Genomic DNA, 23,995 nt, shown 5'->3' with positions numbered 1-23,995 from the left:
GCGAGACAACAGACGGGATGGGCGCGACGCGCGGCCGTCCCGGAGGCGGGAGACCGTATGGCCGTCTACGGCATCGATCTGGGGACCACCTACTCCTGCGTCGCGCGGTTCGACGAGGTCGGCAGACCGACCGTGCTGCGCAACCTCGAAGGGGCGGACACCACACCGTCCGTCGTCTACTTCGAGAGCGCCGACAGCGTCGTGGTGGGGCAGAGCGCGAAGGACGCCACCGTCCTCGACCCCGAGCACGTCGTGCAGCTCATCAAGCGGGACATGGGCGATGTGGTGCCACGCGAGTTCCACGGCCGCACCTACACACCCGAGGAGATCTCCGCTCGCATCCTGCGCAAGCTCGTGGAGGACGCCGCGGCCGCCGGCGGCGACGTGGCGCGCGACGTCGTGATCAGTGTGCCCGCCTACTTCGGGCTCGCCGAGCGGGACGCCACCCGTAAGGCCGGCGAGATCGCGGGACTGCGCGTCCTCGACGTGGTCGCCGAACCCATCGCGGCCGCGCTCGACTACGGAGCCCTGGAAGGAGACGAGGCGCGCGGGGACCGGGCCATCCTCGTGTACGACCTGGGCGGCGGCACCTTCGACACCACCGTGCTCACCCTGCGCGGGCGCGAGCTGACCGTGTTGTGCACGGACGGCGCGAAGGAGCTGGGCGGCAGCGACTTCGACGACCGCATCGTGACGCACCTGGCGGAGCGGTTCCGCGAGCGCTTCCCGGACGTCGACGACCCGCTGTCCGACCTCCAGTCCGAGACGCAGCTGCGCAAGGACGCCGAGGAGGCGAAGAAGGCGCTGTCCTTCCGCGAGCGCTACACCGTCCGCGTCATGCACCAGGGCAGGGTCGAACCGGTGGAGCTGACCCGGGGGCTGATCGAGGAGCTGACCCGCGACCTGCTCGACCGCACCGTCGACATCACCCGCCGCACCGTCGAACTGGCCGCGGAGCGGGGCACGTCGTCCTTCGACGATGTGCTGCTCGTCGGCGGCGCGACCAAAATGCCCGCCGTCGCCACCGCCCTGCGCACCCAGTTCGGCTTCGAGCCCAGGCTGCACAACCCCGATCTCGCGGTGGCCCGGGGCGCCGCGCTCTACGCCCTCGACCGGGCCACGTACATCCTCTCCGGCGGCGAACTCCCCGCAGGCCAGGCACCGGACGTACCGGAGACCGGCCTCACCCACCGCCCGTACGAAATCACCACCGTCGCCTCGCGCGGCTACGGCATCCAGGTCACGGACATCGACACCGGCCGGGGGTACGTCACCCACCTCGTGCACGCCAACGACACGCTGCCCGCCTCGGTGACCGACGACTTCCACACCCTCCGCGACGGTCAGCGGAAGGTCCGGATCCAGGTGATGGAGCAGGCGGGCGCGGTGGAGTCGGAGGAAGTGGAGCACAACATCGAAGTCGCGGAAGGCACGTTGAAGATCCCACCCGGCAAACCCGCGCGCTGGCCCTTCCAGTGCGTGTTCACACTCGACACCTCCGGGCTCCTCACCGTCGTCGCCACCGAACGGGAGACCGGCGAACAGATCGAGATCTCCCTTCAGATCGGAGGTCTGTCCCAGGCGGCGGTGGACGAGGCACGGGTTGCGATGAGCCGCCAGCGGATCGGCTGATCGCGGGCGGGACGGGGGAACAAGACCATGGCCTTCGACGAGGAGCGCTACCGGCGCGAGGTGCTCGACGCCGGATTGCCCGTGACCGAGGACCTGCGCACGCGCTACCAGCTGCCGCAGCGCCTCACCGGACCCGCGGTCGCCGAATCGGTCGCCGCGGTCCGCGCCTGCTGGCGCCGCAGCCGGTCCCGGCTCAAGTACCGCTCTGTCATCGAGCAGTTGGAGGCCGGGTACCTCAGCCACCGGCCGCTGCTGGACGCGGCCGCCGCCGACGACCCGGGACGGCTGCGGGCCGCCCTCGAAGCACACGGCCGACGCGCCGAATCCGAGCGGGCCCGGCTTCGCGCGGCCCTGGAGGAGGCCACGGGCGGGCTCGGCATGCTCGCCGGGAGCACGGTCGCGGAGATCGCCGCCGCCCACCGCGTCCGTGAGGACCGGGTACGGGACCTGCTGCCGGCTCTCGGGCTGCGCACCGCCGAGCCCGACCCGTTGCCCCGGTCGGTGCCGCACCCCGCGTACGCGCGCTGCGCCGGCCACCTGGAAGTGCTGGGACTGCGGCACCTCGGCGACTTCCTCGCGACAGACACACCCGGCGGACGGACCCAGCAGTTCGTACACGTCTTCGACGCGCCCCCGGTCGGCCTGCCGGCCGTCGAGGCGGCGGCGCGCCGCTGGGGACGGCTGCCGCACGGCGCCGCGCACACAGCGGCCCAGGCCGTGACCGCCGCCATCCGTGGTGTGCTGACAGAACAGGGCCCGGAGGGACTCGCCCGTATCCTGCTCCACGAACTGGCGCTGCCTCTGCGGACGCGGTACGCCGCCCGCGCGACCCCGTCCACGCTCCTGGCATACGCGGTGGGAGAGCTGTCCGTCGCCGCGGACGACGCGCGGCGACTCGTGTTCGCGGTGCTGCACGAGGCGGCCGGGGATCCGGTGTCGGAGCGGCTGCGCCGGCTGGTCGTGGACGGGCGGCTCGCCGAGGCGGCGGCCGTGGCGGACCGGTTGCCGCCGGGCTCGCTCGCCGAGGACGTGCGCGCGCTGGCCGAGCATGTGCGCGGGAAACTCGCCGAGGCGCGCGGCATGGTGGACCGCGCCCGCCGACTGCCACCGGCCGAGGCGGACCAGGCCTGGGACCTGCTGGAACAGGCGGAGGCGGCCGTCCGCGATCTGCCGGGGATCGACGCCGTGCGCCGCGCCCTCGCGGTCCGCCCGGTGTCCGGCCTCACCACGACCCCGGACGGCGCGGGCGTCACCGTCCGGTGGCGGCCCTCGCCGTCCACGACGGGCGAGCCCGAGTACGTGCTGCTGCGCACCGAGCGGCGCCCGCCACGCGACCCGGCCGACGGCACGGTGCTGCCGCTGACGTCGCCACGTGCCACCTCGTACGTGGACGGCTCACCCCCGGTCTGTGTCCCGCTGTACTACGCGGTCGACGTGCGGCGGGCCGCCGAACCCGGCAGTGCGCCCTCGCCGCTCGTGGTGGGCGGGCCCGTCGTGCACTGGCCCGAGGTCACCGACACCCGCCTGCGCCCCGGGGACCGTCGGATCACCGCCGGCTGGACCTGCCCCGACCGTGCCCAGTCCGTCGAGGTCGTCCGCACCGGGCCGGACGGTGCGGAGGTGGGAGTCGCTGCCCGCCGCGACGGCTTCACGGACGGTGGCCTCGCCAACGGCACGACGTACCGCTACCGCATCCGCGTCGTCCACCGCCCCGACGACGGACCGCCTGTGCGCACGGAGGGCGTCCGGCACAGCGCCACGCCGCTCGCGCCGCCCGAGCCGGTCACCGACCTGGACATCCGCCTCGTGGACGGCTACCTCCTGGCGCGCCTCACCCGGCCGCCCGGCGGCGAGGTGCGCCTGTACGGCTTCGACGACGTGCCCCCGTGGCCGGCCGGCACCGAGTTGCGCACGGCGCAGCTCCCCAGGAGTCCGATCGTGACGCGACCCGCTCCGGAAGGACTCCGGTTCGCGCCGCCAGGCCGGCCCACCATGCTGCTCGCGGTCACGGTCGCCGGGGAACGTGCCGTCGTGGGAGCACACGCCGTGGCCGCCGCGCAGGCGCTCGGCGCCCTCACGCTCACCCGCCTCGTCGGCACGGGCGTGGCCGTCGTCTTCGACTGGCTGCCGGACAGCGGCGACGAGGCCGAGGTCATCTGGCGGACCTCCGGCGAGGCGGGTGAGCAGCGGCGCATCGTCACCCGTGCCGCCTACCGGCACGAGGCGGGCGTAGGGCTGCCGGTCGTGGACGGCGCCGGGGTGGAGGTCGAGGTGCGGCCGATCGCCCGGCTCGGCGGGCTGCCCTCGTACGGTTCGCCGAGCACGGCGGTACTGCCGGCGTGCGCCGAGGTCGACTACCGGCTGGAACGGCACGGCCTGCCCGGACGGCGCACGGTCACCGCCGTGTTCACGGCGCGCGTCACCGTACGAGCCGAGCGGCTGCTGCTGGTGCGGTCGCGCGGCCCCCTCCGGCCACTGGAACCCGCCGACGGGGACGTCCTCGCGGAAGCCGCCGCCGTGACGCTCGGCCCCGGGCAGGACGTGAAGCTGTCGGCGCGCCTGGCCCGCGGCCCGGGAGACCGGCTGCGCTGCTTCGCCGTCGGCGAGGCGCTCGTGCTGCGCGACCCGCCGCAGCACACGCTCAAGGTCCACTAGGGGGAGCAGACGTGAGACTGCCGTGGCGACGTACCTGGGTGTGCCCGCACTGCTTCCGGCGCATCTCCCGAGCGCGGATCGCGTACGTCTGCGCGACCGGCGCCGCCTGCGCCGACGACCGGCGTCTCGCCTCGGCCGACCCGCGGGCCGGTTCGGCGGTGTGCGGCACCTGCGGCCGCACCGCCACCCGGCTGCGCTGCACCGCCTGCGCGGGCCGACTGCCGGAGGGCTATCTGCGCGCTCCCGGAAGGCTGGTGGCCCTTGCCGGACCGGTCAGCTCCGGCAAGAGCACCTATATCGGCGTCCTCGTGCACGAACTCCTGCACCGCCTCGGCGCCGAACTCGACGCCGCGCTGCTCCCCTGCGACGACGACACGATGGCCGACTACCACGAACGGTACGGACGGCACCTGTACGACGAGCAGCACATCGTCCCCAAGACCGCCGAGCACGACACCGGCCGCCCCCTCGTCTACCGCCTCAGCCGCACCCGGCGGGGCCGTTTCGGACGTGTCCGCAAGCGGGTGCTGACGTTGGTCTTCCTCGACACCGCGGGCGAGCACTTCGCCTCACGCGAGCGTATGGAGGCCGAGACGCGCTACTTCGGCGCGGCCGACGCCGTCGTCGTCCTCGTCGATCCGCAGGATCTTCCCGGCGCACCGGTGAAGGACGGCGACGGGGTGCCGGGCCGTTCGGGCGATGTACTCGCCCGGGTGCTGGGCCACCTGAGCGGCGGCGGGAAGGTGACCGTGCCGGTCGCGGTCGCCCTCACCAAGGCCGACCTTCTGCGGGCGCATCTGCCGGACAACTCCCCGCTGCACCGCACCCGCCGTCCCGGCGCCGTCTTCGACGCCGACGACCGAGCCGCCGTCCACGCCGAGCTGCGGGCCCTGCTGCGGCGCTGGCAGGAACACCAACTCGATGCGCGGCTCGACCATTTCTGCACCGATCATCAGCTGTTCGCGCTCTCCACCCTCGGTACCGCGCCCGGGCGGGGCGGCGACCTCGGACTCGGTGGCCTCGTACGCCCGCACCGGGTGGAGGACCCCCTGATGTGGCTGCTGCACCGCTTCGGCGCCCTCGACCGGGGACGGGGGTGACGCGTATGGCAGGACAGGCGCACTACACGTCCGCCCCGCCGTCGTCCGACGCGCCCCACGGCGGCTTCCGATTCACCGCTGTCTCCCCGGCGGCCCGCCCCGCACTCGATGTCCTTCGCCCGTTGACGGGGTACGCGCGGCCTTCGGGCACAGACCGGCTTCGCACATTCCCCGTGGCCTTCGCCTACGACCGACCGGACGACGACGCGGCCGTGCTGACCCGCACCCGCTTCACCGGCCAGGACTACACCGGCCGCTGGGGCAACCACTTCTGCCACGCCGTGTACGCCACCCCCGACGAACTGGCCGGTCTGCGCCCCGTCGAGCTGTGGGACACACCTCACTGGGCCCCGGTGCGGGCGCACGACGCCGGCCCTGACCTGCCCGACCTCCCCCACCTCGTCCCCGGCAGCGCCATCGGACCCGACCGCGTGGTCCGCATGCTGGCCGGCCTCGGCGCACCGGGCGTCCCCCTCCTGGAGCGGCTGCTCACCGCGGCCCTGCGGGTGCTGGTCGGCGAGGGCCCCGGTGCCACCCTGGTCTCCGCGCGTCCGGACCGTGTCGTCGACTGGATCGCCGCCGTCTCCTACACCCTGCCCGCCGGCCTGGCCGCCCGGCTGACGTTCACGACGTACACCGCGCGGCCCGAGGACGACCACCGCCATCTGACCGGGACCGGGCCGGAGACCGCGGAACGGGCTCCGGGGCCGGTGTTCCACCTCGACCGACTGACCGGAGACGGTTGTCCGGAGCCGATCCCGACGGCACGGTTCCTCGCGGGCGCGTTGGCGAGCGGGCGCCTCGACGTCCTGGACGACGTCGCGGAACTGTGGGACGCGGGCCCCGCGGACGGCGTCGAGGGGGGCGTCCGGCGGCTGCGGGCCGGGTGCGCGCTGCTCGCGCCCGACGGCGATGCGGGGGCCTTCGGCGGGGAGGGCCCCCGGCTCGTGGGCTTCGTACGTGCCGTCGCTGAGCTGCGGCCGGAGGAGGCGCGACTGGCGCCCGAGCACCTGACGGACGCCGCCGCGTGCCATCTCGCCGGGGCGACGGCGCCCCTGGGCGACGTACGGGCCGCGCTCGCTCCGCTGCCCGAGCCGTACCGGTCGGCCGTTCTCAAGGGGCTGCTCGCCGCCCTCGAAGCCTCCGCCGAACTGCGGGCCGCCGCCCTGGACGCGCAGACGTGTGCCTCCCTGGCCTCCCTCGCGCACGAAGCACCGGACGCGCTCGCGGCCACCCCCGGCACCGCGCTGCACGTGCTGCGCCGGGTGCCCGGGGAGCCGCGGCCGACCGCGCTGCGGATCCTGCGGCTGTACCGGCGGGGACTCTGGGAGGAGACGGAGACCTACGAGGCCCTGCGCGATCTGGTGCGTGCCGAGGAGCCGGAGCGGGCGCCACGGCTGCTGTGGCTACGCGGGCCGGCCCGGGGGAGGGAGTGAGCCGTGGCGAACCCCGTGACACTGCTCCTCGCGATCACTCTGATGGTCGTCCTGGTCGTCGGCCACGGCGTCCTCATCACCCTGCCCAAGCTGGTGTGGACCCAACTGCGCACCGTCTGGCGGACCTTCGGCCGGGCAGCACACACCCCACCCGACCCCCACGGTGAGCCGACCACGCCCGCCTACCTCCGCGTCATCGGCCCGCGCGACCTGCGCGCGACCTGGTGGGACGGACTTGAGCAGCACGAACACCTGATGGGCGACGCCGAACGGTTCATGGCCGACCGGGTGAGCGACGCGTTCCGCCGGTCGCCACAGGGCGGGACCGGCGGGCGGGGCTGCCTGATGCTCTTCCTGCGCCCGGCTTTCCTGCTGACGGCCGTCGCCGTCGTGCTGACCGCGACCGCGCTCAGCATCCTCCCCCTTCTGTTCGCGCTGCTGGTGTGGGCGCTGGGCTGTTCACTCTGGGCCCTGTGGTGGGTGGTGTGGATGGCTGTCGCACGGACGGGGCACGCGCTGCGCAGCGGGCCGGCGCCGTGCCCGTACACCGGCTGCGGGCGCACCGTCCACCGTCCGGTCCGGCTGTGCCCGACGTGTCGGGCCCGACACCGGCTGCTGCTGCCCAACCGGTACGGCGCCTTCTCCCACCGCTGCCGTTGCGGCACCCGCCTGCCCGCCGTCCTCGGCACGCGCCGCCTGGACGCGTGCTGTCCGCACTGCGGGAGGGCGCTGCCCGCCGGATACGAACGGGCTCGGTCCGTCGTGCTCGTCGGGGGCTCCGCCGCGCAGCGCGGCGGAGTGCACCGGCAGGGGCAGGCCGAGCTGGGCGTCACGCCCGGGGCCGAGCCACCGCTCGTGCGCACCGACGGGGCGCCCGTCCTCTGGTACGACCCGCCTGGTGACGCGTACGGCAGTCAGGAGTCGGTGGCCGCGCTGGACGTCCTGCGGCAGGCCCGTGGACTGCTGCTGGTGGTGGACGACCCTGCCGCGCACAGCGACGCCGTGTACGCCGTGACCCGCGTCCTGCACGTCCTCACCGCTCTGCCCGCGCGCCGCCGTCCGCGCCGTTTCGCACTGCTGTACACCCGAGCGGTACGGGGCGACGACACCGCCGTGCGCGCGCGACTTGACGCGGCCGGCGGCGGCCATCTGCTGCGCGTGCTCGACGCCACGGGCATCCCGGTGCGCTGCATTCCGGCCTCGGATCTCGCAGGGACGGTGGAGTGGCTTGCCGGTACGGCCGGGGCCCCGGGCTCCGGGGAGAGCATGGCGCCCCCGCCCGTGCGCCGACCGGAGAACACGACGGTCCGCTTCCCCCGACACCGCGCCGCCCGCCACACCCTTCTGCTCAGCCACTTCGCCGGGTACCTGGTCGTACCGCTCGTGCTGGCTCTCCTGCAGGCGGGTGTGATGCCGCCGACCGCCCTCTTCGGCCTGCCCGGGACGTATGACAAGTGGCGGCATCCGCTGACCGGTACGGTCCACCAGTTCGATCTCACCGCGGCCGCCACCCGGGACTGGCCGAAGCTCAGCGTCAGTTACTCGGCGCCGGGACATCCGCCGTCCGCTGCCCTGCCGGGGCGCCCGGGCTACTGGTCGGTCAAGGGATCCCCGACGAAGGGCAACTGGCTGAGGATGGACTTCGGGATGCCCCTGCCGCTGAGCGAGGTGTCGGTGGACTTCGACCCGGACAGCGTCGTGTCGTTGCTCGCGCCGGGCGTCGACGTGGAGGGCCAGGTCGGGGCCCGCACCATCGAATTCCGGGAGGAGCACCCTCATGAGCAGAAGGACGGTGCCTACTTCAAGAAGACGTACGGGTACGACTTTCCCGTCCCGGACACCGTCGACTCCGTCCGCATCGGCCTGCGCCGCGGGCTTGACAAGGACGACGACGACGACGAGCAGCGGCTCCGCCTGCGCGAGTTCAACATCCGCTGGCGCAGCTCCGACGCCCTGCGCCTGCGCCCGGCGGACGGCGGTCGGCTCGCCTTGGAGAACGCCACCGCACGCGACCTCGCCATCACGGTACGGCCGCCCCTGCTGCCCAAGGGCTGGCAGGCCACCCTCGTCGGACGGCCGCCCCGGACACTCGGGGCGCGCGACACGTACGAGGCGCGCTGGCGGATTACGGCTCCCAAGGGGACCACGGGCCGCGCCCCCATCGCCTACGCGGTCGACATCGGCGAGGACGGCCGGACGGTGACGGCACGGTGCCTCGCCCTCCTCACGGCCTCCGCGGACGCCGAGCCGCTCTGCTGAGGCTCAGCGGCCACCGGACGGCGATGTCCAGCGGGGCCCCGCGAAGTCGGCCAGTGCCGTGCCGAGTTGGGGATCCACCCGCGACGAGAGGCCGAGCGGCAGGATGAGGTACCAACCCTCGCCCATGCGGGAGCGGCGGGGCGGGCGCGGGGCGCCGGCGTGCAACCGGACCTGGAGCGCGTAGAAGCGCGCGTCCCGGCCCCGGATGATCGCGCGCCGCACGGTGATCTCCTCGACGTGCCGCCACTCGTAGGAGCGTCGTCTGCGCCCGATCACGGAGGTGACGCCGCCGTTCCGGGTCAGCTCCAGCTCCAGCCGCTGTCGCGGCAGAAGCAACCCGGTCACGGTGATCACGGCGCCGATCAAGGGGAGGAAGAGCAGCGCCAGCCAGGCCGCGGAGTCCTGCCACTGGCCGCTCACGGTGAACCGCACGACGAAGACGCCGAACAGGGAGCCGAGCACCGCCCAGTGGGCCAGCGGCAGCCTCCTGGACCGGCCGCGGAGGTGGTAGCGGTCCACGGTGCGTTCCGCGGTGAAGTGGCTTGAGTCCGCGAGCGCGGGCATGCGGTCCGGCTCGGTGCCGGAAGAACCGACACCCTCGCCCCGCTCCTGAGCGCGACGTCCCGCCAGATGCTCCTGGAGCCGCCGGTTGCGGAAGCGATACGTTCCGCCCGACAGCTGGAGCAGGCCCGCCGCGCGCGCGTCCCTGAGAAACGCCATCAGGGACCACGGCGCCCGTCCGGTCGCCGCGAGCGAGCACTTGGCGAGGACCCAGCGGCTCCACGGGCTGAGCAGTACGAACATCGCCGAGGCACCCGCCCAGCCGCCGAACGCCGGCCGCCAACCGTCGCTTCCGCCGAGCCAGAAGAACGCACCCGCACCCGCCCCGATCAGCGGGGCCACCAGCGTCAGCGTGGTGACGAGCGCGGACTGTTCGCCGCGCAGCAGTTCGTCGGGGGTGGCGGCGTCCACCGTGTCGGCGGGAGCCGCGTACACGATGGTCAGCAGGACGGGCAGCACGCCGCCGACCGAGAACCAGACCAGGACGGGATCCGGTGATACGAAGACATACAGGACGAGCAGGAGGACGACGAGGGCGGGACCGCCCACGAGCGCCGCGAGGCGGACCTGCGGGCCCGCCCGCGAATTCCGGTCGAGGGAGCGCAGGGCGTGGATGAACAGCAGCGGGTTGGCGCCGCGCCGCGGCTCGGCGATCCGCTGCCCGAACCAGGAGGCGGTCACGGACCGTGCGATGGCGGCGAAGACCACCCCGCCGGACACCTCCCACGTCACGCTGAGGTCACCCAGTGGGGAATCCTCCGTGTAGCCGGACATGCCCGCTTTGATGACGAGGGAGAGCAGGATGCCGGCCGCGAGCAGCGCGGGCAGGGCGAGCAGCCGGGGGAGCGGCGCCGCGTACAGCCGCCACCAGGCCAGTTCGGACTCCTCGCGACGGCTCAGCAGCAGCGCCAGGTACGAAAGCCAGGCACCGGCCCGTTCGGCGTCCCAGGTGCGGGGCGGGTGCAGCCGACCGGGGTCCGGGGGCCGCGGCGGAAACGCGGCGGGCACGATCCGGTCGAACAGGTGCGCCTCGACGTCGGCACGGGTCGGGAACCGCTTCCGGTCCACCAACTCCCCCGGATCCGCTGGATGGTGCTCATAGGACCGGCGCACCAGCCACACCATCAGCGGACTGGTCAGGGCCCAGGCGGCCGGCGCCGAGGGTTCCTTCCGCAGGGTCTCCAGCAGGCGTGCCCAGGCCGCCGCGCGGGCCGGTGGCCGGGCGCTGCGGAGGTAGCTCGCCACCTCGTCGGGGCGCAGCGGAAGCGACTCGATCACGGTCGCGTGCCGCAGACCCTTGCCCTCCTGGTCGAGACGCTCGTACTCGGCCGTGCGGGACATCAATACCGCGTCCCCCATGCCGTCGAGGCCGGCGTTGAGCGCGTCGAGGACCTCGGCGCGGCGGTGTTCGGGCAGTTCGTCGAGGCCGTCGAGGACGGGCAGTACTCGCCGGTCGAGGACGAGCCGGCGGGCCGGATGGACGCCGTCCACGGGCGGCAGTCCGGGGTGGTCCTGGCGCAGCCGGTCCACCAGCCAATCGGTGAGCGACTGCCGCCGGGCGTCCCAGGATTCCAGTGACAGCACAAGCGGGACCGGCACGTCGTCCTCGCCCTGTGTGAGCCGCCGGGCGAGGAGTTCGAGGGTGAGCAGGACGGACAGCACGGTCTTGCCGGACCCGGCGTTGCCCAGCACGACCAGCCGCCGCCGTGGCCGGAGCCGGAGGAAGGTCCCGGCGATGGTGTCGGTCCCGGAGCCCGCGGGCACGTACTCCCCGGCGGACGCCACTCTTCGGCTGGGTGTCCAGCGCACGGGCAGTGGCTCGGGATCGGTCATGCCCCAGGCGTCGGCCTCGGCCCGCCACCGGTGCAGGAGACTGCGGGCGAGCCTCCGCTCGGCCGCGGCAAGCGGAGCGTCGTCGTCGGGTGGCTCCACGCGCAGGGTCAGATTGAGATCACCTTCGAGGATCCCGATCTGGATCAGATACTCGGCTGTGCAATCGACCGCGGTGTTGGTGATGTGCGGCTCACCGGAGTCCGTCTGTCTCGCGTTCACGCCCGCCCCCGTCGTCGCTCTTCCCGCTCCGCCTTCCCGGACCGCTCCGGACATGGAGCATCGCCCCAGGGACCGCGGTCGCCCGGCTCAGGATTCCGTCGGGTCGCCGTGGAGACGCACCGTGCTGAGAATCTTCATGATCGTCGAGTCCGGGAGTTCGTTCTTCACGCCCGTGACACCGTGGAGGTTCCACGCGACGAAGGCGCCCGTGGAGTCCTTGAAGCCGAACGTGATGGCCTTGCCGTCGCTCGCGCACGTGCCCTTCCGGGGCGTGTTCTTGGACCGGGCCCAGGCGATGCTGCCCTTGATGCCGGACTTCGTCGTGTAGGGCGTCGCCGCGTTGTCGCGGATGATGCTCTCCGTGTCCGGCTGCGTGTATCCGCCGTACACCCACCGGTACACCTGGCTCAAGGCGGCATCGCCGCTGTTCTTGGCGCCTCTGGCACCCTTGGTGCCTGCCGCCGCCAGCGCGGTGCTCGTGCTCTTCACGCGCCCGTCCTCTTTGACCTGGGACAGGCACCAGTTCTCCTGGAGGACTGCCGGTGCGCCCATGATGATGATGGCCTTGCCCCGGTTGGCGGGGTCGGTGTAGTCGACCTCGCTGTCCTCGAAGCCGATCAGCAGATCCGCGGGTTTGACATCCCAGTCCGGCGGCACGTCGAAGGCCGTGCCCCACTTGGGGTTGACGACGGCCTTCCAGCCAGGGACGGTCGGGCGTCCGGTCTCACCGCCGTGCGGGTCGCCGGACGCCGGCGCCGAGGCCGTCGTGCCCTTCGAGACGGTCGCCGGCGCCTTCGTGTTGTTGCTGACGCCGTTGGCGTTGCCGTCCCTGTCGCCGCCCAGGAGCAGGGAGCCCGTGACGCCAACTCCTACGACCACGGTCGTGGCCGCGGCGATCGCGGCGGCCTTCGCCCGGCTCCCGCCACCCCCGGGTGGCTGTCCTGACCACATGTCAGTAACCGTAGTCCCTGGCTTTCCTGAGAGGGAGCCCTTCCTCAACTCTTCCCATGCCACGGGGCCGGCTCCCAGAAGCGGTGGACGGCAGCCGCACGGAGGCTGCGAGACCACCTCACCAGGGCAGACGCGGACGGTGTCGGACCGGGGCAGCCCAATCCTCACACCCGGTTCTGTTGGCGCATGGTCGAGCAGGAGCACCTCTGCGTCCAACTCCACTCCGGGGCCTCTGGGCAGACAGGCTGTCCTGGACGACCGCCTGTACCAACGAGCTGCGCTGCTCCACGCAGGGAGCCCTCAACGGTCGTGTGACCAGCGAAAACGCCAACCAGACGGAACGCTGACCCTCTTTGGCCGGCGAGATCAACAAACCTGCCCGCATGTGCATTCGATGCGATACTCTCTGCACGTAGTGAGTACCTGGCTGTCACTTCAGGGGGAAAAGTGAAGACTGTTGTGCGTTTTGCGAGCATATGTGCCGCACTGCTTGCGGTGACGATGACTGCGCCCGCCGCCTCGGCGGCCGACCAGGCCCAGCCGAAGGGCAACGCATCGGTCGAGACCATGCGCGTCAAGGGTGTCGAGGTCGACACCCAGGCGACAGATGAAACCAAGCAGATCATCGCGTCCAACCCGGAGGTCGCTGCGGCTGCTGCCAACGTATGCGGATCCGGCTACACCATTTCTGTCAGCGCCGCCCGTTACAGCACCTACGGCTCCACCTACACCTGGACCAACGGCAAGACAACGGGTGACAGTTACTACGACAAGCCGATCTGTGCCGTGTTCTTCAACGACACCGGCGTCGCGCACTCCATGGGCATCCGCCTGAAGGACAATTACACCTCCACCCCCGACGTCGAGGACTTCGGCACGTACAGCTCCTACGCCGGGCCCGTCTACCAGAGCAAGGGCTACTGCGGCCAGGCGTACTCCTACATGAAGGTCGGAAGTACGGTGCGAGTCGACAACTACCTCACGGTAGGTGCCTGCAACTAACGACAGCCCAACGTGCTGCGCCCCGCGTTCCGGGGCGCAGCACTGCTCTCCACCGCACTGGCCACCTGGTGCCCGAGCGGCGAAAGCTCCCTTCCTGATTGCTCGTTCACTGCTCCTGCCGCGCCGGGCGGTGTCCCAACCCGCGCCCTCCTTGCGCCGTTCACATCATCCGGTCCGACGCGCTGCCGTGAAGGCTGCCCACTCGTTTGTTCTGACCGGTTCGAGCTTGCCGATTCCCCGCGCATATCGAAGAGCTGAAGGAACGGATTTCCGTCATGGCTGAGGAAATGGTTCTCCAGGCCTAAAAGTGGGTCAACGCGACGTACGAGAGAGTCGCCGGCTGCAACCCCGTGACGGAGGACGGGAAGACCGGATGGAACACCATGTACTCCCTGACCCGGGCGTTGCGGCGCGAACTCGGGATCACGGCGCTCTCCAACGCCTTCGGCCCCACCACATTGTCGATGTTGGTGGCCAGGGGGCATCAAGGTCGGTGAGCCGAACAAGAACATGTCAAGATCATCCGGTGTGGCCTTTGGCGCAAGGGTTAATCCAATTCGCTCGCGACCGGGGACTCGGCCGCGCGAGGGATCAGGCGTACACCGACCCGTCGATGGGTGTCAACGCGTCCTCGCTGGACTTCTGCCGCAAGACACTGGCCAGGCCCGACGTCACGTCCAAGGAGCCCTGGAACGAGTCCGACTCCGTGATGGACGAGTTCTACCGGGGATTCGCCGAAGTTCTGCAACGTCTCATCGACCAGGAAGTGGCCTGCTGAAGCAGGTGTCTCGGCCGACGGGCTGTACCCGTTGCCCAGCATTCTCGCGGGAGTGAACTTTCGCCAAGGTATGCGCATTCTTCATCACGCTCAGGATGACAGCGGGCCTGGACGCCCGTGCCCATCGACAGCGGCAGGTCGGGTAACTTGCCCACCCATCGGGAAACACTTGGCGCGGGAGGCAAGCAGGACCACGCGGCTCTGTGTGTCCGCGGAACCGGATCAGGAGGAGGGAACGCAATGCCAGCGCCTTTGATGGGACTGCTCCTGCTCATCAGTGTGTTGGCTGTGCCGGCGTGCATCCTGGCGATCGTTCTCATGCTGAGGAACCAGCCCCATTCGCTGTCCAAGATCTATGCGATTCTCGCCCTGATCTTCGGTTTCTCGGCCACGGCCGTGTACTGCTACGGCTGGTTCGCCGTCACCCTGGGGGGACCGTTTCCGGAGCTGTGCGAGGACAGGAACGCGTCCGGCGCCCAGTTGGCGAGCCTGAAGCAGGATTACTGGCCCCTTCGCAACGCCTGCATGTATTCCGACGGCTCGACGGTGGAGCACGTTTCCCTGTCGATCAACGTGTTCTTCTACGTGTCGGCTGGTCTTGCCGTCGTCCTGACCTGTGCCGCCGTGTTCCTGTACCGGCGGGCACGACACATTCCCGGAGGGACCTCATGACCATCGAATTCTCGCGTCGCGCCGTACTCAAGCAGCTCACCGGCGTCGCTGCCGGAGCCGCACCGGTCTCTGGCGGAGGCGCACTGCTCGCTCCCGCCCCCGCCGCGGACACCACGTGGCGTAGATCGACCTCGGCGAACGGCTGAAGCATCCCGGACGCCCGCTCTCCATTCACCGGCAGCTGCGACATCCAGGGAACCGGCCTGACCGTCGTCCTGCGCGAAGGAGACACCACTCCAAGCGCGTCAAGGCGCGAAGGCACTTGCGAAGAGACAGAAGGGCTAAGAGCGCGTATCGAGCCGTGTCTGCGGATAGGCAGGTACGGCCCACATCGTGGACGATGAGGGATGTGACATCTCCGGCCGGGTGAGCGGGGAGACGCGTGTGGACAGTTCGGTCGACCTGGCGTGGGGCCGCCTCGGCGGGGAAGCGCTCCAGCGCCTGTGCATCAGTGTTGCTGTCCGGCCCGTTCACGGCACGTTCACGGCCGGCCCGGCCCACCGGCTCAGCTGGTCCGCCTGGCGACGCAGCCACCCCAGGCGCGATCACGAGCCGGCCATTGCCGAAGACAAGGGTGACTGAGCGCTTCCGCCGGCCACTCCGAGCACCGAAGCCGGTCGCCCCGAGCCAGAAGCTGAGGCGGTCATCGGTCGCTGGGAGTAGGCCCTGCGCCTCAGGCGCGCTTCGCGCCTGCTGGCTAAGGTCGGTCCTCATGGAGACCACGGGAATCGTTCGTCGACAGACGGCGGAGCGTATGCGCGATGCTCTGGAGCGGCTCGTTACCGAGCGGGATGTATGGGTGTCGACGGCTCACCCAGATCACGGGCCGCACCAGGTGCCGCTGTGGTTCTTGTGGGATGGGCGAGCGGTGTGGATGTGTACCAGCGCCACTTCCGTGACTGCGCGGAACGTCCGCGAAGAGCCGCGCGTGCGCCTGTCGCTACCGGACACCTTCGACGTGGTGCTCCTCCAGGGTGAGGCGGAGTGCTTCCAGGACCAGGAGGTGCCCGGAGGCGCGGCGGAGGCGTTCGCCGACAAGTTCGGGTGGGATCCACGCGTGGAAGAGGGTTCCTTTCTGTATGTACGCGTGGTCCCGAGGACTGTGCGCGCTTGGCGCGGCGAGCCGGAACTGCGCGGGAGAGTCATCATGCGCGACGGGATGTGGCTGGAATAGCGGCCGTCCCTCGCCGACGCGCCTCTCTCGGAACACGCCAGGCGGCACCCATCAGCAGCTCGTTGCGGCGACCTCGCCGACCCTTCCACTGGAGCTCGGCCGCGCCCCGGCCGTCGTCGGGGACGTCCACCAGGGCCGCGACGAGATCGGCTACGAGATGCTGTGCCGGCGCCTCCACCGGCGCCGGATGACCCGCGGCGACCGCACGTGCCGCCACGCTCTCCCCGGACGTCCTGCCGGTCCGAGGCGCCGCCTCTGGGGCGTGTTTCGAAAGTCCCGCCTGGCCCGCGACGCCCGGCACGCACGCTCGCTGCGTTCGCCTTGCGATCGCGCTCGGCATCCGAAGGGCAATTCAGTACGCCGAGACGGAGCGAGCGGAGCGAGTGCAGTGCACCGGACGCCCCGCGCCCCGCCCTACGGGCGGACGGCGCTACTTTCGAAACACGCCCTAGACGGACCGTACGATCGTGAAGACCGCGCCCTCCGGGTCCGCGACCGTCGCGTGCCGTCCGTTCAGGCCCTCGCGCGGCTGCTGGAGCACCTGCCCGCCCAGCTCCGTGACCAGCCGCGCGGCGGCGTCGGTGTCGGCCACCTCGAAATGCGTCATCCAGTGCGTGCCCCGCTCCCGGGTGAGCGCGTGGCCCACCCCGTGCAGCGAGGCGACGGGACGCCCGCGCAGACGCAGGGTCAGGAAGTCGTAGTCGGCCGAGACCACCGCCTCCAAGTCGTAGCCGAACAGCGCCGCGTAGAACTTGCCGACGGAGGATGTCTCGCGGGTGATCAGTTCGTTCCAGACGGGCGTGCCGTGCGCCCCGGCCACCGCCGTGCCCGTGTGCGCCGCCGCCTGCCAGATCCCGAATACCGCGCCCGCCGGGTCGGAGGCGATGGCCATCCGGCCGGCCTCCGCCGCGTCCAGCGGGCCGACGCCGACCGTGCCGCCGCAGCTCCTGATCGTGTCGGCCGTCAGATCCGCGTTGTCCGTGGCGAGGTAGGTCGTCCAGGCGATGGGGAGATGCCGGTCGGGTGGCAACTGGCCGATCCCCGCGATCTCCTTGCCGTCGAGCAGCCCGCGGACGTACGGTCCGAGCTGCTGCGGCCCCGGCTCGAACTCCCAGCCGAACAGCGCTCCGTAGAACTCCTCCGTCGCGGCAAGTCCGTGCACCATCAGACTCACCCAGCAGGGTGTTCCAGGCGTGCGCCGGGTCGCTGCCTCGGTCATCGTCACTGTCTCCTCGGACCTTCGTGGTGGCCGTACGGACCGGGCGCGCCGCAGGGGGAACTGCCGGTGGAACCGCGGAAGTACACGGGGAGGCACCGGGGAGGGAGCGGGACGGAAGCGGCCGTACGCCCGTGCCGATGCTCGCACCCGGCGCCGCGCCGCGCCGCCCGGCCGCGCCGCACTTGGCGGGATCTCGATTCGCTGTTTACCGGTTGTTTCACGGGCCGTTACATCGCACGGACCACCGCCGCTCCCGCCGCGGGGCGGCCGTACGGGAGGATGACGTCCATGACAGCCATCATCACAGCGGCCGAACTCACCGGCGAGTCGGCGGGTCCGCGTCCGCCCGTCCTGCTCGACATCCGATACCAGCTCGGCGGTCCGCCCGGCCGGCCGGGGTACGAGGCGGGGCATCTGCCCGGCGCCGTGTACGTGGACCTCGACACGGAACTGGCCGGTCAGCCGGGCGAGGGCGGCCGCCATCCGCTGCCCGACGTGGCGGCCTTCGGCGCGGCGATGCGCCGTGCGGGTGTCAGCGCGGACACGCCGGTGGTCACGTACGACGGGGGCCTGGGGTGGGCGGCGGCCCGTGCCTGGTGGCTGCTGCGCTGGGCGGGCCACGATGACGTCCGGGTCCTGGACGGCGGGCTGGCCGGCTGGACGGGCCCGCTCTCGACCGTGGTCCCGGAGCCCGCGGAGGGCGATTTCCGCCCCGTACCGGGCGCGCTGCCGGTGCTCGACGCGGACGGCGCGGCCGCGCTGGCCCGGGACGGGCTGCTGCTGGACGCCCGCGCGGCCGAGCGCTACCGCGGTGACGTCGAGCCTGTCGACCGGATCGGCGGCCACATCCCCGGCGCGGTCTCGGCCCCCACGGCGGAGAACATGGCCGAAAACGGTACCCTCCGCCCGGTGGCGGAACTCGCCGCCCGCTTCGAGGCGCTGGGCGCCACCGACCGGAGCGTCGGCGTCTACTGCGGCTCGGGCGTCTCCGCCGCCCAGCAGGTACTGGCCCTGGAGCTGGCGGGCATCGGCGCGGCCCTCTACGCGGGTTCGTGGTCGGAGTGGTCGTCGGACCCCGCCCGCCCGGTCGCCAAGGGCCCTGACCCCCGGTAACCGGCGCGCGGGCCCTCCGGTGACCCGCGCGCCGGGCAGCTAGAAAGCGCCCGAGGGGCCCGTACGCACCAGGTGAGGTGAGTACGAGCCCCTCGCGCTGCGTATAGGAGGGTGTGCGAACCCGGTCAGTCCTGTTTCTTGCGGCGCGTGCCGAAGACGATCTCGTCCCAGCTCGGCACCGCGGCCCGCCGCCCGGGGCGGACCCCGTCGGCCTCCGCCTGGCGGTCCGTCGTGCCCGTGAGCCGGTCGCGGTGACCGGCCACCGAACGTGGCATCAGCACGTCCGCGTACGCGGAACCGGCGCCGGCCGAGGCCGCGGGCGGCTCCTCCGCGTCCGGCTCGTCCTCCGGGTCCATGGCCCCGGGGTCCGATGGCGCGGGGCGCTCGGGCACGACCATGTCGCCGCGGAAGCTCGGCACGGCCTCCAGCAGGCTGGTGAGCGAGTCGCGTTCGTCGGCGGCGTCCGGCTCCGGGGCGACGGGGCGCTCCAACTGCCGGTCGAGGGAACGGTCCAGCGGCCGGTCGCGCGGCAGCCGGGCGATCCGCGGCACGAACGGGAAGCTCGGCTCCTTCGTGACCGTGTCGTCGGTGTCGCCGATCAGGGCGCGCGCCTCGTCGTCGACGGCCTGGACGAGCCGCCGGGGCGGGTCGTACGTCCAGCTCGCCGAGTGCGGTTCGCCCGCGACCAGATAGACCAGCAGGACTTCCCAGGTGCCGTCGTCACGGCGCCACGAGTCCCACTGCACGGTCTGCTTGTCGGCCCCGCGCAGCGTCAGCCGCTCCTGGACGGCCTCGCCGAGCTGGGGTCCGGTGTTCTCGCCGGGGCGGCGTACGGGGGTCTTCCTGGCCCGCTCGGCCATGAAGGCGCGCTCCGCGAGCACCGGGCCCTCGAAGCGGCGGACCCGGTCCACCGGGATCCCGGCGTGCTGCGCGACTTCCTCGGCCGTGGCACCGGCTCGTATCCGCGCCTGGATGTCCCGTGGTCTGAGGTGGCTCTCCACCTCGATCTCGATCTGGCCGAGACGCGCACGGTCGTTGCGCACGGCGGCGCGCAGCCGCTCATCGATGGGGAGCGTGTACTCCGTGCTGTCGGCAGCCTTGAGCACCAGTCGTGTGCCGTCGTTGGAGACGGCCACGACACGCAGTTCGGGCATGGGAACCTCCCGGGTGGTGCCTGCCGACGTCACGTGCGTCGCTGCTTCCGCTAGTCGAGTGTGGCCTGCCCGGGTGCAGCCTGCCACAACCTTTCCGTGCTGCCCGGCGTGTCGGGCATGGGCCCTGGATCGCCGATGGCACGGTTACCCTTTGCGACGCAGAGTGACGAACCTGGTCACTCCGTGCAGCAGGCGCCCGTGCGGTGCCGCGGCTCCGCCGGATCGAGTGCCACGTTCGGCTCCCTTCCCGTAGGTCCCGGACACCCATGAGGGGTCCGGCCCCAGGGCTCGCCACAGTACTCCATTCGGGCCATCCGGGTGGACCGGCGCGCCGCCCAAGTTCTCGGCGCGCCGGGGAGTTGATGCCCCGGGCCGCTCACGGACCGCACCGGGGGATCGGCTCCCCGGCGCGGGTGTCCTGCTTCACAGAACCCACCGAAGTGGAACTATCCGCTTCGCTCAGAGGTCACTCCCTGGTGCAAGGTGGGACAGACGCGCAAGCAGGGGCTGTAGATGGATCAGAGGCTGACGACCAGTACGCGAACGGACGACAGGCAGGAAAACGGCGGGACGGGCGCGGGCGCGGACCCGGGGGAGGGACGGAAAGGGCCCCGGCTCGAACTGAGCCTGCCCCAGGTCGCGGGCAGCGCGCTCGCGGCGGTCGCCGCGGCGGTGCTCGCCTCCCAGCTCGGCGTGTACGGCACGATCATCGGCGCGGGCCTGGTCAGCGTGATCGCCACCTGCGGTGGTTCGGTCTTCCAGCACCTGTTCCGCCGTACGGGGGAACAGATCCGCGTCGCCGCGGTCCAGGCGAAGCCCACCGGCCGGCAGGTTCCGATACCGCCCGAACGGGGTGATCCGGGTCGACGGGACGACTTCACCGGCTCCGCCGGTTCCGCGGGCGCCGTCGACGCGACCCGGCTGCCGCCCCAGGTGTCCCAGGTGCTCCAGGTCTCCCGGGCATCCCCGACGGCTCAGACGCCCCAGGCACCCCACGGGCCCCCGGGGGAGGAGTTCACCCGGGCCACGACGCACGGCACGCGGGTCCGCGGCTGGAAGCGCCCGGTCCTGGCGGCCTGCATCGTCTTCGGCGTCGCGATGGGCGGGATCACCGGATACGAGCTGATCTCCGGTCAGGACCTGAGCGGTGGCACGGGAACGACCGTCGGATCCGTCGCGAGCGGTGGCGGCCACCGGTCCACCCCCTCCACCACGACCGACCCCTCCTCCACGCCCTCCACCGACACGGGCACCGGCACCGGCGGGGACACGAACACCACCCCGGGCGGCGGAGTCCCGCCGTCCCCCTCCGGCAGCGGACAGAGCGGCGGGACCGGCCAGGAGACCGGCACCGGCTCCGGCGCGGACACCGGCACCGACCCGACGGGTACCCCGTCCACCACGGCCCCGGAACCGGCTGATCCCTCGGGTTCCGGCCCGGACTCCACCGGCGGCAGCGGCTCCGGCGCGTCGTCCGCCCCGGCCCCGACGCCCTCGGGCACCGCCGGCACCACGACCGGCGGCGGCACGACGACCGGGCGGTAGCAGACGTACGGCGCGCATCGCTGTCCGTCAGTCCCCGAGAACCCGGCGCAGATAGTCGTTCCCGAACAGCCGGTCCGGATCGAGCCGGTCCCGTACCGCCGCGAACTCCGCGAAGCGCGGGTACACCCCGGCGAGATGGCCCGCGTCCCGCGTGTGGATCTTGCCCCAGTGCGGCCGGCCGCCGTGCGCGGTCATGATCCGCTCCACCGCCGTGAAGTACGAGCGGTGCGGCGTGCCCCGGTACAGGTGCACGGCGATGTACGCGGTCTCCCGGCCCGAGGCCGTCGAGAGCGCGATGTCGTCGGCGGGCGCCGTCCGTATCTCCACCGGGAAACTCACCTTCAGCGGTGAGCGCTCGATCATCGCCTTGACCTCGCGCAGCGCCCCGACCAACGCCTCCCTCGGCAGCGCGTACTCCATCTCCACGAAGCGCACCCGGCGGGGCGAGGTGAAGACCTTGTAGGGGATGTCCGTGTACGTACGGGCGGAGAGCGCGCGGCTGGAGACCCTGGCGAGGGCGGGGATCGTCGTGGGTACGGCCCGGCCGAGCGCGCAGGCCACCCGGAAGGCGCCGTTGGAGAGGAGTTCGTCCTCGATCCAGGCGGGGACACGGCCGGGCGGCGCCGCGGGACCCGCGCTGCGGTTGTTGCGCTTGGTGTTGCAGTTGCCGGTGTGCGGGAACCAGTAGAACTCGAAGTGCTCGTTCTCCGCCACGTGCTGGTCGAACTCCGCCGTGACCCGGTCGAAGGGCATCGGCTCCTCACGGGCCGTCAGCAGGAAGACCGGCTCCACCGCGAAGGTGACCGCGGTGATCACGCCCAGCGCGCCGAGCCCGATCCGCGCGACGGCGAAGATCTCCGGATTCTCCTCGGCCGAGCAGCGCAGCAGCGCCCCGTCCGCCGTGACCAGTTCGAGCTCGCGGATCTGGGCGGCGACCGACGCGGAGTCACGGCCGGTGCCATGGGTGCCGGTGGAGGTCGCGCCCGCGACCGTCTGCTCCATGATGTCGCCCATGTTCGTCAGCGACAGGCCCTCCCGGGCCAGCGCCGTGTTCAGGCGCTTGAGCGGGGTGCCGGCCGCCACCGTGACGGTGCCCGCGGCCCGGTCGATCTCCCGGATACCGCTGAGCAGGTCGGGCCGTACGAACACGCCGTCCGTGGCGGCCACGGAGGTGAAGGAGTGCCCCGTGCCGACCGCCTTGACCCGCAGTCCGTCGGCCGCCGCCGCGCGGATCTCCCCGATCAGCTCCTCCACGGAGGAGGGGGAGACCGTACGGGCCGGCCGGGCGGTCACGGTCCCCGCCCAGTTACGCCACGCGCTCGTGGTCGTCGTGCTCCTCAGGACTCTCCGGTCCCCGGTCATCCGCCCCATGCCCTCCCCGCCTCGGTACCGGCTCACGGAGCCGGCGGTACCCCAGGAACGCCACCGCGGCCGCGACGGCGCCCGCCACCACGGGCACCCTGTACCCCGCACGTGCCCCGGCGGCGTCGACCACCCAGCCCGCTGCCGACGAGCCGAGCGCCACGCCGACCGCGAGCCCGGTACTGGTCCAGGTCATGCCCTCGGTCAGCTTGGTGCGCGGTACATGCGCTTCGACGAGGGCCATGGTGGTCACCATCGTCGGTGCGATGGAGAGGCCCGCGACAAAGAGCGCCACGGCCAGGAGCGGCAGGCTCCCGGCCAGTTGGAGGGGGATCATACTCACGGCCATCGCGCAGACACCCACCAGCCACCTCCGGGCCGGGGAACCGGTGAGATGCAGCAGCCCGAACACCACGCCCGCGCCGCAGGACCCCAGGGCGTAGACGGAGAGCACCAGGCTCGCCGCGGCCTTGTGGCCCCGCTCCTCGGCGAAGGCGACCGTGACCACGTCGACCGCCCCGAAGATCGCCCCCGTCGCCACGAAGGTCGCCACCAGCACCCGCAGCCCGGCCGAACCGAGCGCCGAACCCCCGGTGTGCTCCGCGCGGGGCCGCGGCACCGGCTCGGTGGCCCGCTGCGCCGTCAGCCACAGGACACCGGCCACCAGGAACACCCCGGCCACCAGCGGGCCCGCCTCGGGGAACCAGGCCGTCGAGAGCCCGATCGAGATGATCGGGCCGAAGATGAAGCAGATCTCGTCGACCACCGACTCCCAGGAGTACGCGGTGTGCAGCGCGCGCGGCGAGTTCTGGTGGACCGTCGCCCAGCGCGCCCGCACCATCGCCCCGACGCTCGGCATGCACCCGGTACCGGCCGCGAAGACGAAGAGCGTCCAGTCGGGGGAGCCCCGCTGGGCACAGAGCAGCAGCCCCGCGATCGCCGTCACCGAGACCAGCGTCGCCGGGCGCAGCACCCGCCGCTGGCCGTGCCGGTCCACCAGCCGGGAGATCTGCGGGCCGAGCACCGCGGCCGACATGGCCATGGCCGCCGAGACGGCGCCCGCGAGGCCGTACCGGCCGGTGAGCTGGGAGATCATCGTGACGGCGCCGATGCTGAGCATGGCGAGCGGCATCCGGCCGATCAGCCCGGCAGCGCTGAATCCCTTCGTGCCGGGAACGTCGAACAGCGCGTGGTAGGTACGAGGCAACGCAGGCAACGGACGCTCCGGTAAGCGATGAATCTGGCCGCGACATCTTACGGTCGTCCGCCCGCCGCGCGCCTCCGCTTTTCCGGCGCTCCCCAGGCCCGGCGGGGCGGGGCCGCCGCCCGG

19 protein-coding genes are annotated in these 23,995 nt (G+C 72.1%); 13 read left to right on the top strand and 6 right to left on the bottom strand.

Translation table 11 applies throughout. From position 1 onward, the window contains the following. Nucleotides 1-57: 57 nt before the first annotated feature. From ACFXPL_RS12890 to ACFXPL_RS12870, 5 genes are read left to right on the top strand one after another with little or no spacing between them, the layout of a single operon-like run. A complete protein-coding gene (locus ACFXPL_RS12890; RefSeq protein ID WP_384916987.1) occupies nt 58-1,632 on the top strand; it encodes an Hsp70 family protein in 1,575 nt (524 codons plus the stop codon). 27 nt (nt 1,633-1,659) lie between these two features. Continuing rightward, nucleotides 1,660-4,287 carry a hypothetical protein gene (locus ACFXPL_RS12885; protein ID WP_384916984.1) on the top strand — a complete coding sequence of 876 codons (2,628 nt, stop codon included), beginning with the start codon at nt 1,660-1,662 and terminating at the stop codon, nt 4,285-4,287. Nucleotides 4,288-4,298: 11 nt separating this feature from the next. Beyond that, complete coding sequence (locus tag ACFXPL_RS12880; protein ID WP_384916980.1) at nt 4,299-5,387, top strand: hypothetical protein; 1,089 nt, start codon at nt 4,299-4,301, stop codon at nt 5,385-5,387. Nucleotides 5,388-5,392: 5 nt separating this feature from the next. Continuing rightward, complete coding sequence (locus ACFXPL_RS12875; protein WP_384916977.1) at nt 5,393-6,823, top strand: hypothetical protein; 1,431 nt, start codon at nt 5,393-5,395, stop codon at nt 6,821-6,823. Between the two features lie 3 nt (nt 6,824-6,826). After that, nucleotides 6,827-9,082 carry a hypothetical protein gene (locus ACFXPL_RS12870; protein WP_384916974.1) on the top strand — a complete coding sequence of 752 codons (2,256 nt, stop codon included), beginning with the start codon at nt 6,827-6,829 and terminating at the stop codon, nt 9,080-9,082. 3 nt (nt 9,083-9,085) lie between these two features. Here the strand turns inward: ACFXPL_RS12870 and ACFXPL_RS12865 are convergent, their stop codons facing one another. Then, nucleotides 9,086-11,695 carry an NACHT domain-containing protein gene (locus ACFXPL_RS12865; RefSeq protein WP_384916971.1) on the bottom strand — a complete coding sequence of 870 codons (2,610 nt, stop codon included), beginning with the start codon at nt 11,693-11,695 and terminating at the stop codon, nt 9,086-9,088. Nucleotides 11,696-11,782: 87 nt separating this feature from the next. Continuing rightward, nucleotides 11,783-12,646, bottom strand: coding sequence for a hypothetical protein (locus ACFXPL_RS12860; protein ID WP_384916968.1), 864 nt, complete (start codon nt 12,644-12,646; stop codon nt 11,783-11,785). Between the two features lie 447 nt (nt 12,647-13,093). Between ACFXPL_RS12860 and ACFXPL_RS12855 the strand changes: the two genes are divergently transcribed. From ACFXPL_RS12855 to ACFXPL_RS12830, 6 genes are all read left to right on the top strand, one after another. Next, nucleotides 13,094-13,648 (top strand): hypothetical protein, encoded by a 555-nt coding sequence (locus tag ACFXPL_RS12855; protein ID WP_384916965.1) that lies wholly within the window; start codon nt 13,094-13,096, stop codon nt 13,646-13,648. 613 nt (nt 13,649-14,261) lie between these two features. Beyond that, nucleotides 14,262-14,426, top strand: coding sequence for a hypothetical protein (locus ACFXPL_RS12850; protein WP_384916962.1), 165 nt, complete (start codon nt 14,262-14,264; stop codon nt 14,424-14,426). 240 nt (nt 14,427-14,666) lie between these two features. Then, a complete protein-coding gene (locus tag ACFXPL_RS12845) occupies nt 14,667-15,098 on the top strand; it encodes a hypothetical protein (RefSeq protein ID WP_384916959.1) in 432 nt (143 codons plus the stop codon). Then, nucleotides 15,095-15,244, top strand: a complete 150-nt coding sequence (locus ACFXPL_RS12840) for a hypothetical protein (RefSeq protein WP_384916956.1) — start codon at nt 15,095-15,097, stop codon at nt 15,242-15,244. The genes ACFXPL_RS12845 and ACFXPL_RS12840 overlap by 4 nt, the downstream gene beginning before the upstream one ends. A gap of 238 nt (nt 15,245-15,482) precedes the next feature. Continuing rightward, nucleotides 15,483-15,680, top strand: coding sequence for a hypothetical protein (locus ACFXPL_RS12835; RefSeq protein ID WP_384916954.1), 198 nt, complete (start codon nt 15,483-15,485; stop codon nt 15,678-15,680). Between the two features lie 130 nt (nt 15,681-15,810). After that, nucleotides 15,811-16,272, top strand: a complete 462-nt coding sequence (locus tag ACFXPL_RS12830) for a pyridoxamine 5'-phosphate oxidase family protein (RefSeq protein WP_384916951.1) — start codon at nt 15,811-15,813, stop codon at nt 16,270-16,272. A 448-nt stretch (nt 16,273-16,720) separates the two neighbouring features. On the opposite strand, the gene ACFXPL_RS12825 is transcribed toward ACFXPL_RS12830, so the two are convergent. Next, the gene (locus tag ACFXPL_RS12825; RefSeq protein WP_384916948.1) at nt 16,721-17,491 is read right to left on the bottom strand and encodes a VOC family protein; all 771 of its coding nucleotides are present in this window, start codon (nt 17,489-17,491) and stop codon (nt 16,721-16,723) included. A gap of 288 nt (nt 17,492-17,779) precedes the next feature. Between ACFXPL_RS12825 and ACFXPL_RS12820 the strand changes: the two genes are divergently transcribed. After that, nucleotides 17,780-18,604 (top strand): sulfurtransferase, encoded by an 825-nt coding sequence (locus ACFXPL_RS12820; RefSeq protein WP_384916945.1) that lies wholly within the window; start codon nt 17,780-17,782, stop codon nt 18,602-18,604. A 125-nt stretch (nt 18,605-18,729) separates the two neighbouring features. Here ACFXPL_RS12820 and sepH read toward each other — a convergent pair whose 3' ends face one another. Continuing rightward, nucleotides 18,730-19,758, bottom strand: coding sequence for a septation protein SepH (gene sepH / locus ACFXPL_RS12815; RefSeq protein ID WP_384916942.1), 1,029 nt, complete (start codon nt 19,756-19,758; stop codon nt 18,730-18,732). A gap of 513 nt (nt 19,759-20,271) precedes the next feature. Here sepH and ACFXPL_RS12810 point away from each other — a divergent pair. After that, complete coding sequence (locus tag ACFXPL_RS12810) at nt 20,272-21,303, top strand: hypothetical protein (RefSeq protein ID WP_384916939.1); 1,032 nt, start codon at nt 20,272-20,274, stop codon at nt 21,301-21,303. Between the two features lie 27 nt (nt 21,304-21,330). On the opposite strand, the gene ACFXPL_RS12805 is transcribed toward ACFXPL_RS12810, so the two are convergent. Both ACFXPL_RS12805 and ACFXPL_RS12800 read right to left on the bottom strand, forming a co-directional pair. Continuing rightward, nucleotides 21,331-22,665: a D-arabinono-1,4-lactone oxidase gene (locus tag ACFXPL_RS12805; protein ID WP_384917028.1), complete on the bottom strand. Its 1,335-nt coding sequence runs from the start codon at nt 22,663-22,665 to the stop codon at nt 21,331-21,333. Continuing rightward, the gene (locus tag ACFXPL_RS12800) at nt 22,610-23,872 is read right to left on the bottom strand and encodes an MFS transporter (RefSeq protein WP_384917025.1); all 1,263 of its coding nucleotides are present in this window, start codon (nt 23,870-23,872) and stop codon (nt 22,610-22,612) included. The genes ACFXPL_RS12805 and ACFXPL_RS12800 overlap by 56 nt, the downstream gene beginning before the upstream one ends. Between the last annotated feature and the right edge of the window lie 123 nt (nt 23,873-23,995).

This window comes from Streptomyces sp. NPDC059092, assembly GCF_042756365.1.
Lineage (GTDB): Bacteria > Actinomycetota > Actinomycetes > Streptomycetales > Streptomycetaceae > Streptomyces.
The sequence above is the reverse complement of the archived record's forward strand: the minus strand, read 5'-3'. Positions and strand labels throughout refer to the sequence as shown.

Excerpts from the sequence above, each read along its gene's own strand:
- ACFXPL_RS12825 (WP_384916948.1), bottom strand. The coding sequence starts at position 17,491 with ATGACCGAGGCAGCGACCCGGCGCACGCCTGGAACACCCTGCTGGGTG.
- ACFXPL_RS12890 (WP_384916987.1), top strand. The coding sequence starts at position 58 with ATGGCCGTCTACGGCATCGATCTGGGGACCACCTACTCCTGCGTCGCG.
- ACFXPL_RS12840 (WP_384916956.1), top strand. The coding sequence starts at position 15,095 with ATGACCATCGAATTCTCGCGTCGCGCCGTACTCAAGCAGCTCACCGGC.
- ACFXPL_RS12830 (WP_384916951.1), top strand. The coding sequence starts at position 15,811 with ATGGAGACCACGGGAATCGTTCGTCGACAGACGGCGGAGCGTATGCGC.
- sepH (WP_384916942.1), bottom strand. The coding sequence starts at position 19,758 with ATGCCCGAACTGCGTGTCGTGGCCGTCTCCAACGACGGCACACGACTG.
- ACFXPL_RS12875 (WP_384916977.1), top strand. The coding sequence starts at position 5,393 with ATGGCAGGACAGGCGCACTACACGTCCGCCCCGCCGTCGTCCGACGCG.
- ACFXPL_RS12860 (WP_384916968.1), bottom strand. The coding sequence starts at position 12,646 with ATGTGGTCAGGACAGCCACCCGGGGGTGGCGGGAGCCGGGCGAAGGCC.
- ACFXPL_RS12810 (WP_384916939.1), top strand. The coding sequence starts at position 20,272 with ATGGATCAGAGGCTGACGACCAGTACGCGAACGGACGACAGGCAGGAA.
- ACFXPL_RS12850 (WP_384916962.1), top strand. The coding sequence starts at position 14,262 with ATGGGTGTCAACGCGTCCTCGCTGGACTTCTGCCGCAAGACACTGGCC.
- ACFXPL_RS12845 (WP_384916959.1), top strand. The coding sequence starts at position 14,667 with ATGCCAGCGCCTTTGATGGGACTGCTCCTGCTCATCAGTGTGTTGGCT.
- ACFXPL_RS12820 (WP_384916945.1), top strand. The coding sequence starts at position 17,780 with ATGACAGCCATCATCACAGCGGCCGAACTCACCGGCGAGTCGGCGGGT.
- ACFXPL_RS12805 (WP_384917028.1), bottom strand. The coding sequence starts at position 22,665 with ATGACCGGGGACCGGAGAGTCCTGAGGAGCACGACGACCACGAGCGCG.
- ACFXPL_RS12885 (WP_384916984.1), top strand. The coding sequence starts at position 1,660 with ATGGCCTTCGACGAGGAGCGCTACCGGCGCGAGGTGCTCGACGCCGGA.